Source organism: Pararhodobacter sp. (assembly GCF_036802785.1).
Taxonomy (GTDB): Bacteria; Pseudomonadota; Alphaproteobacteria; order Rhodobacterales; family Rhodobacteraceae; genus Pararhodobacter.
Genome location: NZ_DAIRVN010000085.1, coordinates 1 through 21,479, shown reverse-complemented (window position 1 = coordinate 21,479; position 21,479 = coordinate 1). Strand labels below are relative to the sequence as shown.

Genomic DNA, 21,479 nt, shown 5'->3' with positions numbered 1-21,479 from the left:
CCCCGCACCCCCCCGAAACAAACACCAGCCCGGAAAACCCCGGATCGGGCAGTGTCCCGACAGTTTCAGAGCATGCTCAGACCGCCCGGCCCATCCGCCCGGCCAGATCACAGAAAAACTGCCACGCCACGCGCCCCGACCGCGCGCCGCGCGTCGCCTGCCACTCAATCGCCTCGGCCCGCAACTGTTCTGCGGGCAACACGATCTCATGCGCCCGGCAATACCCGTCGATGATCGCCAGATACTCATCCTGCGTGCAGGGATGGAAGCCGAGCCAGAGGCCGAACCGGTCTGACAGGGAAACCTTTTCCTCAACGGCCTCCGACGGGCTGATCGCCGTCGAACGCTCATTTTCGATCATGTCGCGCGGCATCAGGTGGCGGCGGTTTGACGTGGCATAGAGAATCACATTCTCCGGCCGCCCCTCGATCCCGCCATCCAGAACCGCCTTGAGCGATTTGTAATGCGTGTCATCATGACTGAACGACAGATCGTCGCAGAACAGCACAAAGCGCGTTTCCGGCGCACTGCGCAGATGGCTCAGCAACCGCCCGACCGAGGGCAGATCCTCGCGCTGGATCTCCACCAGCTTGCAGGCCAGCCCCTCGGCCAGCACGGCGGCATGCACGGCCTTCACCAGCGAGGATTTCCCCATCCCCCGCGCCCCCCACAGCAGGGCATTGTTCGCCCCGTAGCCGCAGGCGAACTGCATCGTGTTTTCCAGAAGGATATCGCGCGCGCGGTCCACGCCCAGCAGCAGGTCCAGCGCCACACGGCTGACCTGCGCCACGGGCTCCAGCCGGTCAGGCCGGGTGTGCCAGATGAAGGCGTCCGCGCTGCTGAAATCAGGCGTGGGGGACGGGGGCGGGCTCAGTCGTTCCAGCGCCTCGGCAATCCGGGTCATCAGGGGATCGGTCAAATCTCTTCGTCCTCGTCAAGGATACCTTCAGCGCGCAGCTCTTCGTTGCGCTTGCGCTCTACCCTTGCCACAAGCCAGATTGAAATCTCGTAAAGCCCGTAGACCGCGACGAAAAGAATGATCTGCGTGATCACATCCGGCGGCGTGACAAAGGCCGCAAGGGTCAGGATACCCACCACCGCCCATTTGCGCCCCGCGCGCAGCCCGACCGCCGAGACCAGCCCCGCCTTGCCCATCAGCGTCAGCAGGACAGGCAACTGAAAACACAGGCCAAAGGCCACGATGAAGCGCGTGGTCAGCGAGAGATACTCATTGACCGAGCCCTGAAAGGCGATGCCCACGCGGGCCAGCGGGTTTTCCCCGGCGGCCAGATCAGCCGGCAGCTCGCCGGTCAGCACGCCGGGCTGCTGGAAGCCCAGAAAGAAGGTGAAGGCCAGCGGCGTGACGATGTAGAACGCGAATGCCGCGCCCAGAAAGAACATCCCCGGCGAGGCGACCAGAAAGGGCAGGAACGCGCCCTTTTCCGAACGGTACAGCCCCGGCGCCACAAAGCGCCACATCTGCGTGGCGATCACCGGAAAGGCCAGAACAAAGCCGCCCAGCATGGCGATACGCACCGCGACAAAGAAGCCTTCCTGCAACTGGATCAGGATCAGGTTGCACTCCTGCCCGCGCGCAAGCAGCGCATCGCACAGCGGCTGGGTCAGGAAGTTGAAGATCGGGTTCCAGACGCTGAAACTGATCATCATCCCCACCAGAAAGGCGAGGATCGACTTGATGATGCGCGAGCGCAGTTCGGCCAGATGCTCGATCAGCGGGGCCGAACTGTCTTCGATCGCGTCATTTTTCTTGGTTTGGGCGGGCATGCTGCGGCCTTGAACTGTCAGGTTTCTGCTTCGGGGCCGGGTGCCGCGCGGCGTGACTTGCGGGCTTTCGGTGCGGCCGGGGTCGCCGCCCCGCCATCAGGTGCCGCGCCATCGGGGGCAGCAGCCGCCGGCGTTGCGGTTGCGGGCCTGCCAGTGCCGGTTCGGGGTGCCGCACCCGTTGCCGTCCGGGGTGCAGGCTCCGCCGCCGCAGGCGCCGTTTCTGTCCCCGCCGCACTCCCGCCCTCTGCCGCACGCCGGGCGCGGATTTCGGCGGCCTTGCGGCGCGCGGCGGCGGCCCGGTCGGCCGCTTTCATCCGCTCGGCATCCAGCGCCGTTGTCTTGCTGTTGCGCGCAGCCAGCCCTGCATCATGCTCGGCGGCCATGGCCTCGTCGTCATCATCCTCGCCCTGCGCGGCGGCGCTGTCCTGCGCCTTGCGCTGCGCTGCCGTCATGGGCTTTCCCGCTCCGGGCTTCTTGTTCTCGCTGCCCCACTGATCCGGCCGCCCCATCGAGCGCAGATCGCGGTCAAGCCCGTCAAGGCCCATCTCATCCTTGAACTTCCGGCCCGAGGCCGTGTCGCGCAGATCGCGCGCCATGTCCTTGACGCCGGTTTCATCGGCGGCGGCATCCATCGCGCGCTGAAACTCCCGCGCCATGGAGCGGGCCTTGCCGGTCACCTGCCCCAGGGTACGGAACATCTTTGGCAGGTCCTTGGGGCCCACCACAATCAGCGCCACCACGCCGATGATCAGAAGTTCGGTCCAGCCGATATCCAGCATTGCATGCTCTCCGCCCGCTCAGGCCTGCACAGCCGGCGGGCCCCGGTGATCCGCGCGCACCCGCTCAGGCTGCAAGCGCAGCAAGGGGCGGCGCGGAAAATGTCAGACGTTGTCGCGGTCGCGCGTGGGCGTGACATCGCGCGCGGCTTCGGCGCCGAGATCGTCGTTCTTGTTCTCGATCTCTTCCGAGCTGTCTTTCACGCCCTTCTTGAAGGCCGTGATGCCCTTGCCGACTTCGCCCATCAGACCGGCGATCTTGCCGCGGCCAAACAGGACCAGCACGACAACTGCAATCAGCAGCAGGCCCCAGGGACCGGCGTTATTGATGAAAAGCGGCGCAACCATATTTGTGGTGACCATGGATGTCTCCTGACGTCAGAGGCACGCGTGAAAGCGGCGCGTCCCGGGATTGTTCTATCCTTGTTTATGACCCCGCGCGCAGGGATCAAAGCCCGAATCCACCGTTCAGGGGCTGGCGCAGACAGTCTCCTGACAGTATTTTGTCAGTTGGACCCCGGCGGGAGACGGCCATGAAACGCGATCAGCGCCTCTATGACCTTGTGCAGCTCATGCGCGACGGAAAACTGCGTACCGCCGCCGAACTGGCGCAGGTGATGGGGGTTTCCACCCGGACGATCTGGCGCGATATGGCGATCATGGCTGAAACCGGCCTGCCCGTGGAGGGTGAGCGCGGGATGGGCTATATTCTGCGCGCGCCGCTGGTGCTGCCGCCCACCGTGCTGACCCCCGAAGAGCTGGAGGCGCTGGTCGAGGCGCTGAGCGCCATGGCCGACACCCCCGCCCACCCGCGCAGCAAACCCGCGCGCAGCCTGCTCTACAAGATCGCCACATTGCTGCCCCAGGCGGGTGTGACCCCTCCCTGAGCGACCCTTCCCCTTCATCTTGCCGGAAATACGCGGGGGTGAATGGCCGCAGGCCAGAGGGGGCAACGCCCCCTTCTGCCCTTTCCGCCCTCAGAGCGTCGCGTTCGTCGCGCCGCCGTCCAGCAGCAGGTTCTGCCCGACGATGAACCCGCCATGCTTGCTGCACAGAAACGCACAGGCCGCGCCAAATTCTTCGGCCGTGCCGTAGCGCCGCGCCGGAATGGAGGCTTCGCGCGCGCGGCGCACATCCTCGGGCGTGGTGCCCTGAGCCTTGGCCGCACTGCCATCCAGCGAGGTGGCGCGGTCGGTGTCATGGATACCGGGCAGCAGATTGTTGATCGTCACGCCCTTGGCCGCAACCTGCCGCGCGGTGCCCGCGACATAGCCGGTCAGCCCGGCCCGCGCCGCGTTCGACAGGCCCAGCATTGCAATCGGCGATTTCACCGATTGCGAGGTGATGTTGACCACCCGGCCCCAGCCACGCTCCATCATCCCCGGCAGCAGCGCCTTCATCAGCGCGATCGGGGTCAGCATATTGGCATCCAGCGCCTTGATGAAATCCGCGCGCTCCCAGTCATGCCACATGCCCGGGGGCGGGCCGCCTGCGTTGGTGACCAGGATATCCACCTGCCCTGCGGCCTCCAGCACCTGCGCGCGGCCTTCCGCGGTGGTGATGTCGGCGGCAACAGCGGTGACATTCACGCCATAATCAGAACGGATCTGCGCGGCGGCGGCTTCCAGCGCCTCGCTGCCCCGCGCATTCATCACCAGATCCACGCCCGCTTCAGCCAGCGCCTGCGCGCAGCCCAGTCCCAGACCCTTGCTTGAGGCGCAGACCAGTGCGCGCTTGCCTTTGATTCCCAGATCCATCGCTTCCGTCTCCCCGATGATTTTCCCGTTCGCTCAGACCTAGCATCGCCCACCGGCGGGTGCAATTGACGCCCCTTCGCGCGCAATCTACCATGCCTTCCCGGAGGATGAGCCCGGAAGATCATCAGGAACACAAGCAGCCATGGACCGCGCCAAGCCAGAAGGCACGCAAGCGGCGGGCGGGGTGCATGCCGTCCCGGTTTTTGCCGCCGATGCTTTGCGCGTCCTGTCGGGCGCGAATGCAGGGGATGCGCTGCCACTGCCCTCGGACAGTATCGCGGGTGACTACTACCGGCTGGCCGATGACGCCCGCCCCGCCACGCTGATGCTACAGCTCGCCCCTGCCGATGACAGCGCCGCCCGCATCGGCGCGGGCTCGGCGCTTGGCCGGCCCGGCGACCCGGTCACATTGTGCGGCAGCCTGTCGCTGATGGCCCCCGATGGTGATCTGGTCGAGGTGCTGGTGCTGGAAGGCCCGCGCACCGGCCGCCTTGCCCTGCCCCTGTCACCGCTGCGCCCGCGCCAAAGCTATACGCTGATCGCCGCCAACGAAAACCCCGGCCCGCTGCGGCTGGCCGGTCTGGTCACCGGCGCTTTCGCGCGCGGCACATGCATCGCGCTGCAGGACGGGCGGCAACTGCCGGTCGAGGCGCTGATGCCCGGCCAGCAGGTGATCACCCGCGACCATGGCGCGCAGCTTCTGCGCTGGAAAGGCGCGGTGCGGTTGCGCGCCACGGGCAGCTTCGCGCCGGTGACCATCCGGGCGGGTGTCATGGGCAACCCGGCCCCGCTGGTTGTCAGCCCCTACCACCGGCTGTTCCTCTACCGGCGCGAGGCCCGGCCGCTTGCTGGCATGGCCGAACTGCTGGTTCAGGCGCGCCATCTGGTCGATGGCCGCAGGATCATTCAGGAAGAAGGTGGATTCATTGAGTATTTCAGCCTTGTCTTTGACCGCCACGAGATCATCTATGCCGAGGGTGTGCCCTGTGAAAGCCTGCTGGTCTGCCCCGAAACCGTAACCCACCTTCCCGCGCCATTGGCGGAGGATCTCCGACGCAATTTCCCGGGGCTTGAACAGCGCCTGCATACTGGCGCAATATTGGCCAGCCCTTTCGTGCCTTAGCCACCCAGCCCCGCTCCGCCGCCGGTTCTCAGGGCTGACCCGACCAAGGATGTCCCATGCCCACGCCCGCCATTGTCGCCGCCACCGACTTTACCCAGCGCTCTGCCCATGTGCCGGAGCGCGCAGCGCTGATCGCGCGGGTTCTGGAAGCCCGGCTGGTTCTGGCCCACGCGGTTGCCGAACTTCCGGCCGAGAATGCTGAACCTGCCGTCGCGGCGGGCGATGCTGTCGCTGTCGATGTTACTGCCGATACTGTCGCCGAAGCCCCCGGCGCGCTGGCAAAGCTGGGGCGCGGCCTGCTGATGCGCCCGCGCAAGCCGGTCAACGCCGAAAAGAAACTGCACACACTGGCCCGCCAGCTTGGGCCACGTGTCGAAGTACGGCTGTTGCCGGGCCCGGTGAACACAGCGCTTTGTGAATTGTCGGAAGAAGAGAACGCGCTGCTGCTGGTGCTGGGCCTGCACCGTGAGCGCCGGGTGCTGGACCTTTTGCGCCTGACCACGATGGAGCGCATCACGCTCGATGCCACCATGCCGGTGCTGATCGCCCACAAACGCCCACGCGATACCTACCGCCGCGTGCTGGCCCCCACCGATTTCTCGCCCGCCTCAGCCGCGGCCCTGCGCATCGCCGCGCGCATCGCCCCATCGGCCAACTTTCATGCCATTCACGCGCTGCAATTGCCGCTGGGTGCGCGTTTCAGCCCCGGCGATGCCGCCACCGATACCGCGATCACCCGCGCCGAACAGCTGCGTGCGGCGTTCCTTGCCCTTCCCGGCCTGCCCGACTTTGCCGAACCGCCCGAGATTGTGCCGGGCGGGGTGCATGAGATCCTCGCCTTCCGCCAGAACGAGTTGCAGGCCGATCTAGTCTGCATCGGCACCCATTCCGGGCGCAACCCTGCACAGCTTGGCAAATACGCGCGCGACCTGATGCGCGCGCCGCCCACCGATCTGCTGGTCGCCAAGCCGGACTGAGCGGCAGCGCGGCCCCGCCGGAGCGCGCCCTCACGCTCCCATGATGATGCAGGTGGTCGAGCCGGTCGCGTATAGCTTGCCATCCTCGACACCGCGCAGCCAGCCTTCGGCCACGCCGGTGGTGCGCCCGGCATGCGTGACCCGCGCCTCGGCCTCGATCAGCGTGCCGGGTTTCAGGGCGCGGGTGATATTCACCTTGTATTCCAGCGTCGTGTAAACCCGCCCCTTGGGCAGGGTCGTCGCCACCGCACAACCCAGCGCCGAGTCCAGAAGCGTCCCGTACCAGCCGCCATGCACACCGCCCATCGGGTTCAGATGTTCAAAAGCCGGGCGCCCGCGAAAGGCCACCCGCCCCTCCTCCACGCTATGCAGATAGAAATCCATCACCCCCGCAATCGGCGCCCCGGCCATGCGCCCCTCAAGAATGGCGCGCATGTATTCAAGCCCGGACAGGGCGCTGACCTCCTCCGGGCCGGGAAGGTCAGCCGGGCGGCGGGCGACATATTGTTCGGGCATGGGCGGTCTCTCCTGACGCGGTGCACAGGCCGGCAGCCTAGCGCGCAGCGACGGGCGCTCCAAGCCGGAACCTGCGCCGAAAACGCCGCGTCACCCGACCGTCCGGCCCCCCTCAGCGGCTTTCAAGCCAGCGCTGCATCAGCGCGATCTCGTCATTCTGGGCCGCAATAATCGCCTCGGCCAGCGCGCGCACCTCGGGGTCTGTACCATGCTCCAGCACCACAAGCGCCATCTCCACCGCCGCCTGATGATGCGGGATCATGCCGCGCATGAAATCGACATCGGCATCGCCGGTATAGTCGATGTCCATCGCGCCATGCATCCAGTCATTGATCGCCCGGTATTCGCGCGTCGAGGCGGGCAGGCCGGCTTCCTCCGCCGCCGCGTGATCATGAGAACTACCATGGGCATGCTGCGCCATCGCCTGCGGCGCCGGAAGGGTCAGGCCCCCGGCCAGAAGCGCCACACCGAACAGACCCGCCAGAAAAACACGCATATCAGCCTCCGTTGTTGACAGATCAGACAGGATCGCGGCTTCCAGCAAGGGGAAGGCAAATCACGCGCGCGTTACCCTTGGGTGCGTGCCTCGGCCAAGGCCTCGGGCAGGGCGCGGGCGAAATGCGCGATCTCATCCTGCGGCCCGGTGCTGATGCGGATGCAGCGGTCCTGCGGCGCGACAAAGGGCATGCGGATGAAAACCCCGCGCGCCACAATCCCCGCCAGAACACGGCGCGCGAAATCGCCGTCGTCGCCGCAGTCGATGGCGACGAAATTGGTGGCCGACGGCAGCGCTCTGAGGCCGTTGTCGGTGGCGATGCGGCTCAGACTGTCGCGCGCGGCGGCAACCTTCGCCACGGTCTGCGCCAGCCAGTCGCGGTCCGCCAGCGCCGCGAGCGCCCCGGCCTGCGCGGCGCGGTTCATGCCGAAATGGTTGCGCACCTTGTCAAAGGCCGCAATCAGGCCGGGCGCAGCAAGGGCATAGCCCACCCGCGCGCCCGCCAGCCCGTAAACCTTGGAAAACGTCCGCAAACGGATCACCCTCGGGTCATCGGCAGCAATGACGGGTGCAGTGCCCTCAGGGGCGAATTCGATATAGGCCTCATCGAGCACCAGAAGCGTGCCCTCGGGCAGCGCCGCCACCATCGCCTCGATCACCGGGGCCGGATGCCAGCTGCCCATCGGATTGTCAGGATTGGCCAGATAGACCAGCTTCGCCCCGGTCTCGCGCGCCCGCGCGACCAGCGCGGCAGGGTCTTCGTGATCGCCCAGATAGGGCACCTTGTGCAGGACGCCGCCAAAGCCCGCGACATGGTAGTTGAAGGTGGGATAAGCCCCGTCCGAGGTGACAATCGCATCGCCGGGCTCCACCATCAGCCGGACAAGATACCCCAGAAGCCCGTCGATCCCCTCGCCGACCACCAGATGCGCGGGCGTCACGCCCAGTTCGGCCGCCAGCGCGGCTTTCAGATCATGGCTTTCGGCATCGCCGTATTTCCAGATATCGGAGGCGGCGCGCTGCATGGCTGCAATGGCCAGGGCGGAAGGGCCAAAGCCGTTCTCATTCGCTCCCAGCCGCGCGACAAAATCGGCGCCGCGCGCGCGGATCTGGGTCTCGGGGCCGACGAAGGGCACCGAGGCGGGCAGCGACTGGACGAGGCGGGTATAGCGGGGTGTCTCCATGCCCGATGTTTGGCGCAAACCGCGACAGGCGGCAAGGGGGGCTTTGCCCCCCTCCTGGCTGCGCCAATTCACCCCCCAGGATATTTTTGAACAGATGAATGAAAAAACCGCGCCCCGTTTCATCTGTTCAAAAATATCCTGGGGGAGCGCGGCACGCGCGGGGGGCAAAGCCCCCTTTCCGCCCTTACCAGAAGCTCTGCGGGTCAATATCGATCGCGACACGCAGGTCATGCGGCGGTTTGAGCTGCGCGGTCCATTGGGTGATGGCAGCCTGCAGGGGCACACCCTTTGCCGCCTTGATCAGCATGCGCACCCGGTGCCGCCCCCGGACACGCGCGACCGGCGCCGGGGCCGGGCCGAAAAGCTGCGCGCCGATGCGCAACAGCGGCTCGGCGCGCGCGGCGAGGGCGTCGGCATAGGCGAACAGTTCCTCGGCTTTGGGCGAGGACAGGATCACCCCGGCCAGCCGCCCGTAGGGGGGCATGCCCAGGGCCCGCCGCTCCTCGGCCTCGGCGCGCCAGAAGCCTTCCTCGTCGCCCGAAAGGATCGCGCGGATCACCGGGTGGTCGGGCTGGTGGGTCTGCAGCAGCGCCAGCCCCGGCCGTTCCGCCCGCCCCGCCCGGCCTGCCACCTGCCGCATCAGCTGAAACGTTCGCTCTGCCGCACGCAGGTCAGAGCCATGCAGCCCCAGATCGGCGTCGATCACCCCCACCAGTGTCAGCAGCGGAAAGTTGTGGCCCTTGGCGACAAGCTGGGTGCCGATGATGATATCCGCCTCCCCCGCCGCAATCGCCTCGATCTGTGCCTTGAGCGCGCGGGCCGAGGCGAAGAGATCCGAGGACAGCACCGCCACCCGCGCCTGCGGAAAGAGCGCGCGGGCTTCTTCATCCAGCCGTTCCACCCCCGGCCCCACCGCATGCATCCGCCCCTCGACACCGCAACTGGGGCAGGCTGTCGGGATCGGCGCGGTCGCCCCGCACTGGTGGCACATCAGCCGTTTCTGAAACCTGTGTTCGACCATCCGCGCATCGCATTGATGGCACTGCACCTGATGCCCGCAGGCCCGGCAGGTGGTGACCGGCGCATAGCCGCGCCGGTTGAGGAACAGAAGCGACTGCTCCCCGGCCTGAAGCCGCGCCTCAACGGCCGCCTGCAGCGTCGGTGAGACCCAGCGCCCCGAGGGCACATCCTCGGCGCGCAGGTCGATCGCCCGCATGTCGGGCAGTTCCGCGACGCCGAAGCGGGCATGCAGGTCAAGGCGCGCGTATTTCCCGGTCTCGGCATTCACCCAGGTTTCCAGCGCCGGGGTGGCCGAGGCCAGCACCACCTGCGCGCCCGCCAGCGAGGCGCGCAGCACCGCCATATCGCGGGCGTTGTACAGCACGCCGTCTTCCTGCTTGTAGCTGCTGTCATGTTCCTCATCGACGACGATCAGCCCCAGATCGCGGTAGGGCAGAAACAGCGCCGAACGCGCGCCCACCACCATCTGCGCGCCGCCCTGACCCACCATCCGCCACAGGCGCCGTCGCTCGGTCATGGTGACGCCGGAGTGCCATTCGGCGGGGCGCGCGCCGAACCGGGCCTCGACCCGCTCGATGAAACCGGCGGTCAGGGCGATCTCGGGCAGGAGGACCAGCGCCTGCCGCCCCTTGCGCAGGCATTCCGCCACGGCCTCAAGATACACTTCGGTCTTGCCCGAACCCGTGACGCCCTTCAGCAGCGTCACCCCGAATGCGCCCTGCCCGGCGCAAAGGCGCGCCGCCGCCTCGGCCTGATCAGGTGACAGATCCTTGCCGGGGCGCGCGGGGTCAAGGCGCGGATAGGGGGTGTCGCGCGGTGTCTCGGCCTCGATCAGGGCACCTTGCTTTGCCATGGTCTGCACCACGCCCGCCGAGACCCCGGCGGCGCGCGTGATCTCACTGAGGGTCAGCGCCGCGCCGCCATAGCCCTTCATCACCGCCAGCACCCGGGCGCGGGCATCGGTCATCCGCTCGGGCGGGGCATCGCCCGGCAAGTAGACCCGTCGCATCGCCTGCCCTTGAAACAGGCCCGGCGCGCGGGTGGCAAGGAACAGCATCAGCGAGCGCGGGGTCAGCGTGTAATCCGCCGCGCGCGCAACAAAGGCGCGCAGCTCATCGCGCATCGGCGGCACATCCAGCACCCGCTCAACCGGGCGCAGGCGGGCGGGGGGCAGGTTGCTTTCAGCCGGGCCCCAGACCACGCCCAGCACCTTGCGCGGCCCCAGTGGCACCTCGACAAAATCGCCGATCCGCGCGCCGCCTTCGGGTGCACGGTAATCCAGCACCCGGTCCAGCGGCTGGGTGGTCAGCACGGCGAGCGGTGCATCGGGGGGAAAGTGGTGATCTTCGGGCAAATCCATGCGAGGCGATGGCAAAGGGGTTTCGGGCGGGTGTCGCATACGGTATGACGCTGCCTATACCCTTCCGCAACCCGAAGAGAGCGCGATGAAATTCTTTGTCGATACTGCCGATGTCACGGCGATCCGCGAGTTGAACGACCTTGGCATGGTCGACGGCGTGACAACCAATCCGTCGCTTATCCTGAAATCAGGCCGCGACATCATCGAGGTCACGCGCGAGATCTGCGGGATCGTTGAAGGCCCGGTTTCAGCCGAAGTGGTTGCGCTGGATGCCGATGCCATGATCGCCGAAGGCCGCAAACTGGCCGAGATCGCGCCCAATATCACCGTCAAGCTGCCGCTGACCTGGGACGGGCTGAAAGCCTGCAAGGTGCTGTCGGGCGAAGGCAAGATGGTCAATGTCACGCTGTGCTTCAGCGCCAATCAGGCGCTGCTGGCGGCCAAGGCGGGCGCGACCTTCATCAGCCCCTTTATCGGCCGGCTGGATGACATCAATATCGACGGCATGGACCTGATCGCCGATATCCGCCAGATCTATGACAATTACGGCTATGAAACCCAGATCCTTGCCGCCTCGGTGCGCACGGTGAACCATGTCACGCAGGCGGCCCTTGCGGGTGCCGATGTGATGACCGCCCCGCCCGAGGTGATCCGCAAGCTGGCGCAGCACCCGCTTACCGATGCGGGGCTGGCACAGTTCATGAAGGACTGGGAAAAAACCGGTCAGAAAATTCTCTGATCTGATATAAGATCGCAAAAGCGACAACAAGATCGGGGCAGAGATGGCAGTCACCGGACCCGTGAAACAGGCGGGCGAACAGGAAGAATGGCGCGCACGTGTGCTGGCGGATCCGGGCCTTGTGCTGGATGATCCGGTCATCATGCGCGCCCTTGTCACGGCATCCGAGCGCGCGATGGGCGGCAATGTCGTCGATCTGCGCGCCATGGCGATGGACCGGCTGGAAGCGCGGATGGAGCGGCTGGAGGAGACCCACCGCGCCGTCATCGCCGCCGCCTATGAAAACCTGTCGTCCACCAACCAGATTCACCGCGCCCTGATCCGGATGCTCGATGCCGAACGGTTCGAGGATTTTGTGGTCGTGCTGGGCGGTGAGGTGGCCGATATCCTGCGGGTGGATTGCCTGCGGCTGGTGCTGGAAAGCCCTGAGCGCGGCGAAAGCGGCACATTGGGCAGGCTGGATGACGTGCTGAAAGTGCGCGCGCCGGGTTTCGTGGACAGCTACATGAGTCTGGGGCGCAACGCCCCGCCCCGCCCGATCGTGCTGCGTCAGGGCATCCCGGCTGAGGGCAGCCCCTATGCCCGGCGCGCGGGCGATCTGCGCTCGGAAGCGCTGATGCGCCTTGATCTGGGGCCGGGGCGGCTGGCGGCGATGCTTGCCATGGGCTCGGAAGACCCGCATCGCTTCAAATCCGGGCAGGGCACCGACCTTCTGACCTTCTTCACCGGCGTGTTCGAGCGCGTGTTGCGCCGCTGGCTGTCATGACAGAGGCCGGTGCGGGGCTGGCGATCAGCCCGGCGCTGCGCCAGGCCCTGTCTGACTGGCTGGCGGGGCTGCGCGGGCTGGCCGATGCCTCGCCGCATACGATCCGGGCCTATTGCAGCGATGTCGCGGGCTTTCTGGACTTTCTCGCGCGGCACCACGGCGAGGCTGCGGGGCTGGCGCAACTGCGCCTTGTCACCCAGACCGATCTGCGGAGCTGGATGGCGCAGGCCCGCGCGCAAGGCAGGGCCGCGCGCTCGGTTGCGCGGGGGCTGTCATCGCTGAAAAGTTTCGCCCGCTGGCTGGCTGAGCGTGAGCCGGGCTATGACCCCTCGGTCATTCTGGCCGCGCGCGGCCCGCGTTTCAGCCGCCCCCTGCCCCGCCCCCTGTCGGAAAGTGATGCCCGCGCGGTGCTGGAATGCGTCAGCGACGACAAGGAAAGTGACTGGCAGCGCGCCCGCGACATTGCCGTGGTGACGCTGCTCTACGGCTGCGGCCTGCGTATCTCAGAGGCGCTTGGGCTGACCGGGCGGCATGCCCGCATGGCGGACAGTCTGCACATCACCGGCAAGGGCGGCAAGGAACGGCTGGTGCCGGTGATCCCGGTCGCGGCCAGCGCGGTCGCCACCTATGCGCGGCTCTGCCCCTATGAGCTGGAGGCCGACGGCCCGCTGTTCCGCGGCGCGCGCGGCGGTGCGCTGAACCCGCGCCTGATTGCCCGCGCGATGGAGGGGGTGCGCCTGCGCCTTGGCCTGCCCGCGACGGCGACCCCGCATGCGCTGCGCCATTCCTTTGCCACGCATCTGCTGGGCGCGGGCGGCGATCTGCGCGCGATTCAGGAGCTGCTGGGCCATGCCTCGCTTTCGACCACCCAGATCTATACCGGCGTCGATACGGCGCGGATGATGGATGTCTACCGCGCTGCCCATCCGCGCGCCCATACCACCGCTGCTGCGGACGCAAAGTAGCGGTTGCGCCCCGGTCCCAACTGCGCGAAAAACACCTGATGTATGAAACTTGGCGCGCCTATTCCGTCCATCTTTTCACCGCCACCGGCGCGGTTTTTTCCATGCTGGCCATGCTGGCCGCCGTCGATGCCGAATGGAGCCTGATGTTCCTGTGGCTGGTGGTGGCCTTCATCGTTGACGGCGTCGATGGCCCGCTGGCCCGGCGCTATCATGTGAAATCAAAGGCCCCGATCATCGACGGCGTTTTGCTGGATCTGATCATCGATTACCTCACCTATGTTTTCATTCCGGCTTTCGCGCTGTTCAACTCGGGCCTGCTTCCCGGCTGGGCCGGCTGGATCGCGATTATCATCATCACCTTCGCCAGCGTCCTCTATTTTGCCGATACGCGCATGAAAACAGCCGACTATTCCTTCTCTGGCTTTCCCGCCTGCTGGAATATGGTGGCGGTTGTGATCTTCGCCACCCGCCCGGATTTCTGGGTGATTCTGGTGCTGGTCGGTGTGCTGGCAGTCACGATGTTCCGGCAGGTGAAGTTCATTCACCCGGTGCGGACCGTGCGCTGGCGCCGCGTGTCGCTGCCGGTTGCCATTGTCTGGACGGTGCTGGCGGCCTGGGCAGCCTGGGCTGATTTCGACCAGCCACAACTGGTGACATGGGGCCTGATCGCAAGCAGCGTCTATCTGCTGGTCATCGGCGCCATCCAGCAACTGACCGAACGCAAGACAGCGTAAGCCGCCCTCAGAACGGGAAGCGGGGGCGCGGTTTTCCGCATCTGCCTGAGCAAGACATGAGAGCGGGAAGCAGTTGGGCCCGCGCTTTCACCGGCAGTGCCCGGATCTGCCAGCAAAACCAGCATCCTGCCAACGGGATAAAAAAACCGCCGCATCCTGCGATGCGGCGGTCAGTAGCGTGTCTGGTTGGGGTCGTTCATGACCTTCGGCACCGGGACAGGCGTGGTGCCGGGCCAGACCGCGAGGCAGGCAGTAAATCGGGCAGATCAGGCAAACACAGGCAGATGCAGCGCTGCAAGAAGCAATACGAAGAGTGCCATCGCGCCGAGGGCATCGGCGATGAGCGCGGCACGCTCGCTGTTCCGGAAAGGGTGGCGTTGGTTGTCATACATCGCTGTTCTCCGCTCTCTGTTGACCCTTTGTTCTCACATCTCGCATAAGAACGCAAGAACTTTATGAGAACAAAGGAGAACAAAAAGGGTCACCCCACCCGGATCAGCCGTATCGCCTTGTCGCGCTCCATCAGCCACAGCAGCACCCGCGCCGCCTGCCCGCGCGGTGAAAGAAGCTGCGGGTCATCGGCCAGCAGCTTGCGCGCATCGCTCTGGGCGATGGCCATCAGGTTCGCCTGCCGCTCGATATCCGCGAGCCGGAAGCGCGGCAGGCCCGATTGCGCGGTGCCGATCACATCGCCCGAACCCCGCATCGCCAGATCTTCCTCGGCGATGCGAAAGCCGTCCTCCGTGTCGCGCATCAGCTTGAGCCTGCGCGCCGCCGCCTCGCCCAGCGGCGGATCATAGAGCAACAGGCAGGTCGAGGCCCCGCTGCCCCGCCCCACACGCCCGCGCAACTGGTGCAGCTGCGCCAGCCCGAAGCTTTCGGCCCGCTCAATCACCATGATGGTGGCGTTGGGCACATTCACCCCCACCTCGATCACCGTGGTCGCCACCAGAACCCGTGTGCGCGCGGCGACAAAATCCGCCATCGCCGCGTCTTTCTCGGCGGGGGGAAGCTGGCCATGCACCAGCCCCACAACCCCCTCCCCCAGCGCGGCGCGCAATGTCTCGAAGCGCGATTGCGCGGCGGTCAGCGTGACCGATTCGCTTTCCTCGACCAGCGGGCAGACCCAGTAGCATTGCCGCCCCTCCGCCACCGCGCGCGCCAGATGGGCCACCACCTCATCCAGCCGCTCGGTCGAGGCGAGCGATGTCACCACCGGCACCCGCCCCGGCGGCTTTTCATCCAGCAGCGACAGGTCCATATCGCCATATTGCGCCAGTGCCAGACTGCGCGGGATGGGCGTGGCGGTCATCACCAGCACATGCGCCCGCGCCCCCTTTTCGCCCAGTGCCATGCGCTGCGCGACGCCGAAGCGGTGCTGCTCGTCGATCACCGCCAGCCGCAGGTCGCTGAACGCCACGTCTTTCTGGAACACCGCGTGGGTGCCGATCAGAATGTCGATCTGCCCGCCCGCCAGATCCCCCAGCTTGCGCGCCCGCTCACGCCCCTTGTCGCGCCCGGTCAGCAGCTCAATACGCACCCCGGCGCTGGCCGCCATCGGTGCCAGCCCCTCGAAATGCTGGCGTGCCAATATCTCGGTCGGTGCCATCAGCACGCCCTGCCCCCCGGCCTCGGCCGCCGTCAGCAGGGCGGCCATCGCCACCAGTGTCTTGCCGGAACCGACATCGCCCTGCAAAAGCCGGTTCATCCGCTGCGCGCTGGCCATATCGGCGGTGATTTCGGCAATGGCGCGCTGCTGCGCCCCGGTCGGCGCGAAAGGCAGCGCCCCCAGAACCTTGCTCACCAGCCGCCCGTCACCCCGTGTCTCAACCCCCGCAGCGCGCTTGCGCTCAGCGCGCGCCAGCGCCAGCGTCAGCTGATGCGCCAACAGCTCATCATAAGCAAGCCGCTGCCGCGCCGGATGCGTGTTGGCCAGATCAGCCGCCGATTGCGGGGCATGCACCTGATGAACCGCCGCCTTCCAGTCCGGCCAGCCCATCTGCGCCTTGAGCCGCGGGTCAATCCACTCCGCCAGATCGGGGCACCGCTCCAACGCCGCGGTGACCGAGCGCTGCACGGCGCGCTGGGTCAGCCCGGCAGAAAGCGGATAGATCGGCTCATAGAACGGCAGGGTATCGGCCTCTTCCGGCCGCAGCACATGATCAGGGTGAACCATTTGCGCGATCGAATCGAACAGCTCCACCTTGCCCGACACCAGCCGCCGCTGGCCGGTGGGCAACAGGGTTTGCAGATATTCGCCCCGGGCATGGAAAAAGACCAGCATGAACTCCTGCTGCGAATCGCGCACCAGAATGCGGTAAGGCCGCCCGCGCTGGCGTGGCGGCAGGTGATTGCCGACCTCCACCTCAACGGTCACAACATCCGGCGCCTGAACATCGCGGATCGTGGCCCGCAGCCTGCGGTTTACGCCGGAATGCGGCAGCAGGAACGCCAGATCGCGCGGCGTCTCGATGCCCAGAGCGGTGTAATGCCGGACAGTCTTGCGGCCGACGCCCTTGAGCCCGGCCAGTTCCCCGAACAACGGAAACAGCGATTCCGGGCGCCCGCTCATGCGCCGATCAGCGCCAGCCAGGCATCCTCGTCAATGACGCGCACGCCCAGTGCCTCGGCCTTGGTGGCCTTGGAGCCCGCCCCCTCGCCCGCCACCAGAATATCGGTTTTCGCCGACACCGAACCCGCCACCTTTGCCCCCAGCGCCTCAGCCCGCGCCTTGGCCTCGGCGCGGGTCATGCGGGTCAGTGTGCCGGTGAAAACCAGCGTCAGGCCAGTGACGGGGCTGTTTTCCACCTCAAGCACCTCGGCATCCAGAATCTCCAGATGCCCCGCCAGCGTATCAATGGCCGCGCGCTCAGCGGTGTTGGCGAAAGCGTCAATCAGCGACTGCGCCATGACCGGGCCGACGCCGTTGATATTGGTCAGCTCCGCCAGCGCATCTTCTGCGGGGCCGGTGACACAGGCCTCGAACGCGGCCCACGTGCCGAAATGCTGCGCAAGGGTCGTGGCGGCGGTTTCCCCAACATGGCGGATGCCCAGCGCGAAAAGCAGCCGGTGCAGCGGGATGCGGCGGCGTTCGTCAATCGCGCGGAACAGGTTGCGCACCGAGGTTTCACCCCAGCCAGAGCGGTTTTTCAGCTTGCTAAAGTTCCCCTCATCGCGCGCCTGAAGCGTGAAAATATCGGCGGGTTCGCGGATCGGCAATTGATCATCATTGAAAAACGCCTCGATCTGCCTGGCGCCCAGCCCCTCGATGTCAAAGGCGTTGCGCGAAACGAAATGGCGCAACCGCTCAACCGCCTGTGCCGGGCAGATCAGCCCGCCGGTGCAGCGGCGCGCCGAATCGCCGGGCTCACGCACGGCGGGCGAGCCGCATTCAGGGCAGGTTTGCGGAAAGGCATAGGGTTCGGCACCGTCGGGGCGGCGCGACAGATCGACATCGGCAATCTTGGGGATCACATCGCCCGCGCGGTACACCTGCACCCAGTCGCCCACCCGGATATCGCGCCCCTCGCGGATGGGCTGGCCGCGCGAATCGCGGCCCTGGATATAGTCCTCATTATGCAGCGTCGCGTTCGAGACCAGCACGCCGCCCACATTGATCGGCACCAGCCGCGCCACCGGCGACAGCGCGCCGGTGCGGCCGACCTGAATGTCGATCGCCTCCAGCCGGGTCCAGGCGGTCTCAGCGGCGAATTTATGCGCGATGGCCCAGCGCGGTGTGGTCGAGCGGAACCCGAGGCGCGCCTGAAGCGCCAGATCGTTCACCTTGTAGACGACCCCGTCGATATCATAGCCCAGCCCGGGGCGCTGCACCTCGATCTCACGGTAATGCGCCAGCAGGGCATCGACCCCGTCGCACAGCCGGGTCAAGGGGTTGGTGCGGAACCCAAGAGCGGCAAGCCGGTCGATGCTGCCGCTTTGCGTATCGGCGAGCGGCGCAGACAGCGCCCCCCAGCCATAGGCAAAAAAGCTCAGCGGACGGGTGCGGGTGATCTCTGCGTCCAGCTGGCGCAGCGATCCGGCGGCGGCATTGCGCGGGTTGGCAAAGGTGCGCCCGCCGCCTTCGCCCGCCCGCGCGTTCAGCGCCTGAAAATCCGCGTGGCGCATGTAGACCTCGCCACGCACCTCCAGCAGGGCGGGCGCCTCTTCCAGCCGGGCCGGGATATCGGCAATCACCCGGGCGTTGGCCGTGACATCCTCGCCGGTTTCGCCATCGCCACGCGTGGCGGCATGGATCAGCACGCCATTCTCATAGCGCAGCGAGAGCGAGACGCCGTCGATCTTGGGTTCCGCCGTGCAAGCAAGGGGGGCGTCCGGGGCAAGCCCGAGGTATTTGCGCATCCGCGTGTCAAATTCGGCGACATCGTCGGCGGAAAAAGCATTGGCCAGCGAGAGCATGCGCACCGAATGGCGGATCTTGCCAAACCCTTCGGCCGGGGTGGCCCCTACCCGCTCGCTGGGGCTGTCGGCGCGCTTGAGATGGGGAAACCGCGCCTCTATTGCGGCATTGCGGTGCTTGAGCGCATCATAATCCGCATCCGAAATCTCGGGTGCGTCCCTTTGGTGATAGGCGCGATCAGCCTCGGCGATTTCAGCCGCAAGGCGATCAAGTTCCGCCGAGGCCTCTGCCTCGGTCAAAGCCGTGATCGGACGACCCTGTGCCATCTGCCCCTCAGCCATACAGTGAACCCGCAAGATGACCCCGTGATAGGGGCGCGCGGTCCCAAGGTCCAGCACCAACTTTGCGGGCGCCGGGGCATTGCGCGGGAACGGAACCTTTGCCGTCAGGCGCTGATGGCCTTGGGTGCGCGGACCTGCGGACTGGCGGGATCACGCAGAACATAGCCCCGGCCCCACACCGTTTCGATGTAATTATCCCCCAGCGTCGCCTCGGCCAGTTTCTTGCGAAGCTTGCAGATGAAAACATCAATGATCTTCAGTTCGGGCTCGTCCATGCCGCCGTAGAGATGATTAAGGAACATCTCCTTGGTCAGGGTGGTTCCCTTGCGCAGGCTCAGAAGCTCCAGCATCTGGTACTCCTTGCCCGTCAGATGCACCGATTTCCCGTTCGCCTCAACTGTCTTGGCATCCAGATTGACCGTGATCTGGCCGGTATGGATGACCGATTGCGCATGGCCCTGACTGCGCCGGATGATTGCGTGAATGCGCGCCACCAGCTCATCACGGTGAAACGGCTTGGTCAGATAATCATCGGCACCGCCGCCAAAGCCCTTGAGCTTGGCATCGGTGCTGTCCTCGCCCGTGAGGATCAGGATCGGCGTGTCAATCCGCGCCAGACGGATCTGGCGCAGCACATCGAGCCCGGTCATATCCGGCAGATCAAGATCCAGCAGGATAAGATCATAATCATAAAGTTTGCCGAGCTCGACCGCCTCCTCCCCCATATCGGTGCAATAGACGTTGAAATTGGCGTGCGTCAGCATCAACTCGATGCTGCGCGAGGTGGTCGGATCGTCTTCGACAAGCAGGACACGCATAGGCCGGAACTCCACATTAACCTTGATCGATTCCGACACTGTCCAATAATCATTAACGGTCGGTTACTATCTGCTGAGCAAAACACATATGCGCCAAAAAAGTCGACAATTAATGCTGTCTAAATTTTTGCAAAGCGGTGACCTTCAGCGCCTGAATCCCGTGCACCTGGATCGCCCGGCACCACGATTCAAGCTCTTCTTCCGTCAGATCATACCGCTCCAGCACCTCATCGCGCGAGATCAGCCCGTGTTCAACCGCCTGCACCACCACGGCCTTGCGGCTGGCAACCCAGCGCCGGATGGAGACCGGCGGCAGGTCTGCCCGGCTGAGAATTGAGCCGTCCGGCAACGTCACGGCGCGCAGGCCGTCGATTTTCTTCAGATACATGATTTTCACCCTTTCCATCATCCCGGGTGCAAGACTCGCAATCGTGGCTTAACGGGCGGTTGAAAAGGGCGGACTTCAGGGGTTGAGAGTGCGGGGCTTTTTCCTATATTTCGTTGCAAATCTGCCCGTCCCCGAAACCCGGAGTCCCCATGGCACGCGATATCGGCGTGAATTCCCTCGGCTTTGCCAAGCCACCCGCGCAAACCCGCGTGGTCGTCGCCATGTCAGGCGGCGTGGATTCCTCTGTTGTTGCGGCGGAACTGGCCAGTCAGGGCTATGACGTGATCGGCGTCACGCTCCAGCTTTATGACCACGGTGCGGCGCTGGCGAAGAAAGGTGCCTGCTGTGCGGGGCGCGACATCCATGATGCGCGCCGTGTGGCAGAAACATTGAATTTTCCGCATTATGTGCTCGATTACGAAAACACCTTCCGTGAGGCGGTGATCGAGGAATTTGCCGATGCCTATCTGGCGGGGGCGACGCCGGTGCCCTGCATCCGCTGCAACGAGCGCGTGAAATTCCGAGACCTGCTGGAAACCGCGCGCGATCTCGAGGCGGATTGCATGGCGACCGGCCATTACATCCAGCGCGCCATGGGCGCACAGGGGCCGGAACTGCATATGGCCGCCGACCCGGCGCGCGATCAGTCGTATTTCCTGTTCTCGACCACGCCGGAGCAACTGGAATACCTGCGTTTTCCGCTGGGGCATCTGACCTCGAAGGCGGAAACCCGGGCGCTGGCCCTGAAACATGGGCTGGCGGTGGCCGACAAGCCCGACAGCCAGGATATCTGCTTCGTGCCGGGGGGCAATTACGCCGCCGTGATCGAAAAGCTGCGCCCCGGCGCGGCCGATCCGGGGGAAATTGTCGATATGGACGGCACCGTGCTGGGCACGCATCGCGGCGTGATCCATTACACCATCGGCCAGCGGCGCGGGCTGGGGATCGGCGGGCTGGCGGACCCGCTTTATGTGGTGCGGCTGGACCCGGACAAGCGCCATGTTGTCGTCGGCCCGAAAGAGGCGCTTTCCACCCGGATTGTCCCGGTGCGCGAGATCAACTGGCTGGGGGATGTGCCCTTTGACAGCCGTGCCGAATGGTCGCTGGGGGTGCGCATCCGCTCCACCCGACTGCCGGCTGAAGCAATCGTGCGGCCCACCGGCCCCACCACCGCCGAGATTGAGTTGCTGACCCCGGAAGAGGGTGTCAGCCCCGGACAGGCCTGTGTCTTCTACGCCCCCGACGGCACAAGGGTCTTTGGCGGCGGCTGGATCTGGCGCGGCTACTGAGCGCGTTCTGAGGCCGAAGGGGGGCTTCCCGCCCCCCTCTTTGGCTGCGCCAAATTCACCCCCCGGGCGTATTTCCGGCAAGATGAAG

General features: G+C 66.0%; 22 protein-coding genes. 8 read left to right on the top strand and 14 right to left on the bottom strand.

Translation table 11 applies throughout. The features are described from left to right. Positions 1-76 precede the first annotated feature (76 nt). From V7Q53_RS20500 to V7Q53_RS20485, 4 genes are all read right to left on the bottom strand, one after another. Complete coding sequence (locus V7Q53_RS20500; RefSeq protein WP_442954460.1) at positions 77-904, bottom strand: ATP-binding protein; 828 nt, start codon at positions 902-904, stop codon at positions 77-79. 11 nt (positions 905-915) lie between these two features. Then, positions 916-1,785, bottom strand: a complete 870-nt coding sequence (tatC, locus tag V7Q53_RS20495; RefSeq protein WP_333830699.1) for a twin-arginine translocase subunit TatC — start codon at positions 1,783-1,785, stop codon at positions 916-918. A 17-nt stretch (positions 1,786-1,802) separates the two neighbouring features. Next, positions 1,803-2,564: a Sec-independent protein translocase protein TatB gene (gene tatB, locus V7Q53_RS23445; protein WP_442954459.1), complete on the bottom strand. Its 762-nt coding sequence runs from the start codon at positions 2,562-2,564 to the stop codon at positions 1,803-1,805. 102 nt (positions 2,565-2,666) lie between these two features. Continuing rightward, positions 2,667-2,924 (bottom strand): twin-arginine translocase TatA/TatE family subunit, encoded by a 258-nt coding sequence (locus V7Q53_RS20485; RefSeq protein WP_333830698.1) that lies wholly within the window; start codon positions 2,922-2,924, stop codon positions 2,667-2,669. Positions 2,925-3,094: 170 nt separating this feature from the next. Here V7Q53_RS20485 and V7Q53_RS20480 point away from each other — a divergent pair, with 170 nt between their 5' ends. Next, positions 3,095-3,448, top strand: coding sequence for a helix-turn-helix transcriptional regulator (locus tag V7Q53_RS20480; RefSeq protein ID WP_333830697.1), 354 nt, complete (start codon positions 3,095-3,097; stop codon positions 3,446-3,448). A 90-nt stretch (positions 3,449-3,538) separates the two neighbouring features. On the opposite strand, the gene V7Q53_RS20475 is transcribed toward V7Q53_RS20480, so the two are convergent. Continuing rightward, positions 3,539-4,318, bottom strand: a complete 780-nt coding sequence (locus V7Q53_RS20475) for an SDR family oxidoreductase (RefSeq protein WP_333830695.1) — start codon at positions 4,316-4,318, stop codon at positions 3,539-3,541. Positions 4,319-4,460: 142 nt separating this feature from the next. Between V7Q53_RS20475 and V7Q53_RS20470 the strand changes: the two genes are divergently transcribed. Both V7Q53_RS20470 and V7Q53_RS20465 read left to right on the top strand, forming a co-directional pair. Next, positions 4,461-5,441, top strand: a complete 981-nt coding sequence (locus V7Q53_RS20470; RefSeq protein ID WP_333830694.1) for a Hint domain-containing protein — start codon at positions 4,461-4,463, stop codon at positions 5,439-5,441. Between the two features lie 56 nt (positions 5,442-5,497). Then, positions 5,498-6,418, top strand: a complete 921-nt coding sequence (locus V7Q53_RS20465; RefSeq protein ID WP_333830692.1) for a universal stress protein — start codon at positions 5,498-5,500, stop codon at positions 6,416-6,418. A 30-nt stretch (positions 6,419-6,448) separates the two neighbouring features. On the opposite strand, the gene V7Q53_RS20460 is transcribed toward V7Q53_RS20465, so the two are convergent. The 4 genes from V7Q53_RS20460 to V7Q53_RS20445 all read right to left on the bottom strand — a co-directional run bounded on the left by V7Q53_RS20460 (position 6,449) and on the right by V7Q53_RS20445 (position 10,994). Continuing rightward, positions 6,449-6,934: a PaaI family thioesterase gene (locus V7Q53_RS20460; RefSeq protein WP_333830690.1), complete on the bottom strand. Its 486-nt coding sequence runs from the start codon at positions 6,932-6,934 to the stop codon at positions 6,449-6,451. A 112-nt stretch (positions 6,935-7,046) separates the two neighbouring features. Then, positions 7,047-7,430 carry a CopM family metallochaperone gene (gene copM, locus V7Q53_RS20455; protein WP_333830689.1) on the bottom strand — a complete coding sequence of 128 codons (384 nt, stop codon included), beginning with the start codon at positions 7,428-7,430 and terminating at the stop codon, positions 7,047-7,049. Between the two features lie 71 nt (positions 7,431-7,501). Continuing rightward, positions 7,502-8,614 (bottom strand): pyridoxal phosphate-dependent aminotransferase, encoded by a 1,113-nt coding sequence (locus V7Q53_RS20450; RefSeq protein WP_333830688.1) that lies wholly within the window; start codon positions 8,612-8,614, stop codon positions 7,502-7,504. Positions 8,615-8,798: 184 nt separating this feature from the next. Then, positions 8,799-10,994 (bottom strand): primosomal protein N', encoded by a 2,196-nt coding sequence (locus V7Q53_RS20445; RefSeq protein WP_333830687.1) that lies wholly within the window; start codon positions 10,992-10,994, stop codon positions 8,799-8,801. Between the two features lie 85 nt (positions 10,995-11,079). Between V7Q53_RS20445 and fsa the strand changes: the two genes are divergently transcribed. Genes fsa through V7Q53_RS20425 form a run of 4 tightly spaced genes read left to right on the top strand, consistent with a single transcriptional unit; the run spans position 11,080 to position 14,198 of the window. Next, positions 11,080-11,733: a fructose-6-phosphate aldolase gene (fsa, locus tag V7Q53_RS20440; protein WP_333830686.1), complete on the top strand. Its 654-nt coding sequence runs from the start codon at positions 11,080-11,082 to the stop codon at positions 11,731-11,733. Between the two features lie 43 nt (positions 11,734-11,776). Next, complete coding sequence (locus tag V7Q53_RS20435; protein ID WP_333830684.1) at positions 11,777-12,499, top strand: DUF484 family protein; 723 nt, start codon at positions 11,777-11,779, stop codon at positions 12,497-12,499. Beyond that, complete coding sequence (locus V7Q53_RS20430; protein ID WP_333830683.1) at positions 12,496-13,464, top strand: tyrosine recombinase XerC; 969 nt, start codon at positions 12,496-12,498, stop codon at positions 13,462-13,464. Before V7Q53_RS20435 ends, V7Q53_RS20430 begins: the two co-directional genes overlap by 4 nt. 38 nt (positions 13,465-13,502) lie before the next feature. Further along, positions 13,503-14,198, top strand: coding sequence for a CDP-alcohol phosphatidyltransferase family protein (locus V7Q53_RS20425; RefSeq protein WP_333830682.1), 696 nt, complete (start codon positions 13,503-13,505; stop codon positions 14,196-14,198). 266 nt (positions 14,199-14,464) lie between these two features. On the opposite strand, the gene V7Q53_RS20420 is transcribed toward V7Q53_RS20425, so the two are convergent. From V7Q53_RS20420 to sciP, 5 genes are all read right to left on the bottom strand, one after another. Next, positions 14,465-14,590, bottom strand: coding sequence for a hypothetical protein (locus V7Q53_RS20420; protein ID WP_333830681.1), 126 nt, complete (start codon positions 14,588-14,590; stop codon positions 14,465-14,467). 89 nt (positions 14,591-14,679) lie between these two features. After that, positions 14,680-16,770, bottom strand: coding sequence for an ATP-dependent DNA helicase RecG (gene recG / locus V7Q53_RS20415; RefSeq protein ID WP_333830680.1), 2,091 nt, complete (start codon positions 16,768-16,770; stop codon positions 14,680-14,682). Beyond that, positions 16,767-18,881 carry an NAD-dependent DNA ligase LigA gene (ligA, locus tag V7Q53_RS20410; protein WP_333830679.1) on the bottom strand — a complete coding sequence of 705 codons (2,115 nt, stop codon included), beginning with the start codon at positions 18,879-18,881 and terminating at the stop codon, positions 16,767-16,769. Before ligA ends, recG begins: the two co-directional genes overlap by 4 nt. Positions 18,882-19,000: 119 nt before the next feature. Then, complete coding sequence (gene ctrA, locus V7Q53_RS20405) at positions 19,001-19,714, bottom strand: response regulator transcription factor CtrA (RefSeq protein ID WP_333830678.1); 714 nt, start codon at positions 19,712-19,714, stop codon at positions 19,001-19,003. Between the two features lie 109 nt (positions 19,715-19,823). Beyond that, complete coding sequence (gene sciP, locus V7Q53_RS20400; RefSeq protein WP_333830677.1) at positions 19,824-20,102, bottom strand: CtrA inhibitor SciP; 279 nt, start codon at positions 20,100-20,102, stop codon at positions 19,824-19,826. Positions 20,103-20,251: 149 nt separating this feature from the next. Between sciP and mnmA the strand changes: the two genes are divergently transcribed. After that, positions 20,252-21,391, top strand: coding sequence for a tRNA 2-thiouridine(34) synthase MnmA (gene mnmA, locus V7Q53_RS20395; RefSeq protein ID WP_333830676.1), 1,140 nt, complete (start codon positions 20,252-20,254; stop codon positions 21,389-21,391). Positions 21,392-21,479: the final 88 nt, after the last annotated feature.